Origin of the sequence: Paraburkholderia xenovorans (assembly GCF_046030735.1) — a bacterium.
Lineage (GTDB): Bacteria > Pseudomonadota > Gammaproteobacteria > Burkholderiales > Burkholderiaceae > Paraburkholderia > Paraburkholderia xenovorans_A.
The window spans coordinates 1-3331 of record NZ_JAQQBV010000085.1 but is presented as its reverse complement, the minus strand read 5'-3'; the positions used below and the strand labels follow the sequence as shown (position 1 = coordinate 3331).

Genomic DNA, 3331 nt, shown 5'->3' with positions numbered 1-3331 from the left:
CAAGGCAGACGTTTTCAGCCACCGACAGATGAGGAAAAAGATTAAACGACTGAAAGACGAAGCCAACTTTACTGCGGAAGTCGTTGATGTGTACTCCAGGAGCATGAATATCCTGGTCATTCACATGAATGCTGCCCGACTTGATTTCTTCCAGCCGATTGACTGTACGAATCAGCGTGGATTTCCCCGAGCCAGAGGGGCCGCAAACGACCACGACTTCGCCGTTCTTCACTTCCGCGGTAACGTCCGCAAGCGCGTGATATTCGCCGTACCATTTATTAACTTTCGAGAATCGAATCATTTTCAATGCTCCTTTGCCACGTGATCTTCGGCGAACGCTTACGCGTGACGTTGCGTTCCAGTTGCTTTGCGCACTGTGTAAGCACGAAGCACACAACAAAATAGATGATTGCCAAAATGAGAAACACCGGGAACGGGCGCGTCAACAGGTGGTTATTGACCTGGTTTGCCGCAAACGTGAGTTCTTGTACGCTTATCACGTAGCCGATCGATGTCTCTTTGATGATTGAGACGAACTGACTGATGATGCTCGGCACCATGTTGTAAAGTGCCTGAGGCAAGATAATCCAGAAGTTCATCTTCCAGTACCCGAGCCCTAGCGCGCGCGAAGCTTCGACCTGCCCGTTCGGAAGTGCCTGAATGCCGGCACGAACAACCTCGGAAAGATAGGCCGACTCATAAATGACCAACGTACATATCAGTGTCGTGAACGCCGTCACGCTGTGTCCGACCAGAATGGGTACGAGAAAGTATCCCCAGAAGACGAACATGACAAGGGGAACGCCGCGCACGACGTACACCAGGGCGGTTGAAACCCGGTACAACAACTTTATGGGCGAGGTCCTGCACAGCGCGATCGCAATACTTATCGGGAAAGACAATACAAGTCCCATCACGGAAAGGATGAGCGTTAGAGCAAGCCCTCCGAGCGGTCCATTAGGGTACTGTCCTATGAGAAGAAGCAACCAATTGTCTTGAATGATTCCGAGCATGTCTTACCTCGCCTGGTTCTGGATGCGTTTCCCGACCAAGGATCCCAATCCCATCAGGCTGAGTGACACGGCGAGATAGAAGGCTGTCGCAACGGCGTAGGATTCGAAAGTTCTAAACGTCTCGTTTTCTATTTCACGCACAACATAAGTCATCTCAGCCGCGCCGATGGTCATCGCCAAGCTTGTGTCCTTGAACATCATGACAGTGTGATTCACAAATGACGGAAGCGCGTTCCTGATAGCCTGCGGCAGCGTCACAAAGCGCAGAGTCGCGAAGAAGCTTAGGCCCAACGACCTCGACGCCTCCTGCTGGCCGTAGTGAACTGACCGCAGGCCACTACGAATGTCTTCCGAAAAGAACGCCGACATACACAGACCGATCGCAATCGACGCATAAATCAACTCGCCGTTGTGGGCGTTAGCCCAAGACTGAACTGCATAAGGAAGAAGTGTCGGCACCCCGAAGTACCACAGCAAAATCTGTACAAGCATCGGGACGTTCTGGTGGTAGGAAACGAAAGCAGCAACAACTTTGGCCGCCACGGCCCCTGAGGCACGAAGAATCGCCAACACGGTTCCTAGTCCGATGGCAAGCAGCCAGCTTGCCGCCGTCAATTCGAAGGCGGTAATCGCCCCGGACAGCAACAGATGAGCAAAGGGTTCGGCAAATACAGCGCCGAATTCGAGATGGTCCAACATACTTCACTCCTTGCGTCGATACGCGCCAGCCAATTGGTCAGCGAGGAATGGTTCCAGTGACGAAGTCCCGCTTCATTTTGTAGGGTGACGCGGCGCCGAGCCATCTATCGAAGATCTGCTGCGTCTTCCCGGAGGCCTCCATCTTTAGAAGCGCATTGTTGACGGCTTCGGCAAGCTTAGGTTCGTCCTTCTTCATTCCGATACCCCAGTATTCGCGTGCAACCGGCGGCGACAGGATGGTAATTGTGTTTGCATTCGCGCCAAGCCTGTCGATGAACCGATGCATGATGGTCTCCGACATAGCGTACCCGTCGACCTTCTTCTGGGCCAGGGCCATGAACGCAGAAGGCGCGTCGTCATAAGCCACCACCTGTGCGGTCGGCAGTGCGCTTTGAACGTCGGGAATATCGCTCGAACCTTTGACGGTACTGATACGTTTTCCTGCCAGGTCATTGAGCGTCTTTGCAGTCCCAGCCGATGTAGCGATTACTTCGTTGCTGACAAAGTAGGTGTCCGAGAAGGCAATCTGTTGTGCGCGCTGTGGGTTATACGTAAGTGTTGCCGTGAGAACATCCACACGCCCTTGCGTTAGCTCGGGAATCCGCGCTTCGAGTGATATCGCTTTCAGCTCAGGTTTTACGCCCAACTCCTTGGCCACGCCTTCGCAAAAATCAACGTCATATCCGACGATTTCGCGAGTCTTGGGGTCCTGGAAGCCAAAAGGGGCTGCGTTGCTAACAATGCCGCAAATCAGTGTGCCGCGGGCCTTGATGTCAGCAAGTTGGTCGGCTTTTGCTGCTCCCGCACCAGTCACGATAAGGACCACGGCCACGCCCGTACACGTAATAAGACGTTTCACCTGAATGTCTCCTGAAGAATATGAATATAGTCAGCCCAGATCTTCTTAGGGGCTTCTCTTGTAGAAGACTGGATATCTGAAAAATCATTCTTTCACGCAAAAAAAGTGTTAAAAAGCGATATTTTTGGATGCTCTCCCATCGCTTTTTTTCCATCGCGAATACCCGGGTAACGGTAGATGTCCTCGAATGAATCGAACCCAGCTGCGACGTAACTTATTGCGCATTCCCCAAGGAGTAAGTGGAGTAGGAAAAGAGAGGTTTTCGTTACAGGCAATACCGCCTTCTCGCATCCATCTGACCGATATGTTTGCTTTTAAGCAAATGAAAGCGTTGTACTGGATTTTTCAGTTAGGCCCATTTGAGTCTGCTGCCCGAAATCTGAATGCGAGCCAGTCAGCGATATCGAAACGGATAAACGAGCTTGAGTCAACCTTCGACTTCTCTGTGTTTGACCGGACGTCACGTAGCGCGCGGGTTACTGATAAGGGAAGCGAATTGTTTTAGTATGCGAAGGATCTACTGGAGAGGCGTGATGAGGTTGTTGAACGGGTTAGCGCGAACGAAGTTCTCGTTCGGCGCATTCGTATTGGGCTCACCGAGTTAGCCGCGCTTACCCTGGTCGCCACGCCCCATATCGGTCATCAGAGACACCTAACTCCCCAGACATGAGAATGGCGGCCGATTGATAAGCTCAAGATTTGCTGGTTTCCGCGGCCGCATTTTCCGCAATATCAGCAGTGATGCGAAGGAAGGTGTCGA

At 52.2% G+C, this 3331-nt stretch carries 5 protein-coding genes; 1 reads left to right on the top strand and 4 read right to left on the bottom strand.

The genetic code is table 11. The features are described 5' to 3' along the window. The 4 genes from PQQ51_RS34120 to PQQ51_RS34105 all read right to left on the bottom strand — a co-directional run. A partial coding sequence (locus PQQ51_RS34120; RefSeq protein ID WP_408501591.1) for an ATP-binding cassette domain-containing protein occupies positions 1–301 on the bottom strand: 301 nt, incomplete at its 3' end. Further along, positions 279–1013: an amino acid ABC transporter permease gene (locus tag PQQ51_RS34115; protein WP_408501590.1), complete on the bottom strand. Its 735-nt coding sequence runs from the start codon at positions 1011–1013 to the stop codon at positions 279–281. The genes PQQ51_RS34120 and PQQ51_RS34115, both read right to left, overlap by 23 nt. A 3-nt stretch (positions 1014–1016) precedes the next feature. Further along, positions 1017–1712: an amino acid ABC transporter permease gene (locus PQQ51_RS34110; RefSeq protein WP_408501589.1), complete on the bottom strand. Its 696-nt coding sequence runs from the start codon at positions 1710–1712 to the stop codon at positions 1017–1019. Positions 1713–1749: 37 nt separating this feature from the next. Continuing rightward, positions 1750–2571, bottom strand: a complete 822-nt coding sequence (locus PQQ51_RS34105; protein ID WP_408501588.1) for an ABC transporter substrate-binding protein — start codon at positions 2569–2571, stop codon at positions 1750–1752. A gap of 187 nt (positions 2572–2758) precedes the next feature. Between PQQ51_RS34105 and PQQ51_RS34100 the strand changes: the two genes are divergently transcribed. Further along, positions 2759–3076, top strand: coding sequence for a helix-turn-helix domain-containing protein (locus PQQ51_RS34100; protein WP_408501587.1), 318 nt, complete (start codon positions 2759–2761; stop codon positions 3074–3076). The last annotated feature ends 255 nt before the right edge of the window (positions 3077–3331 follow it).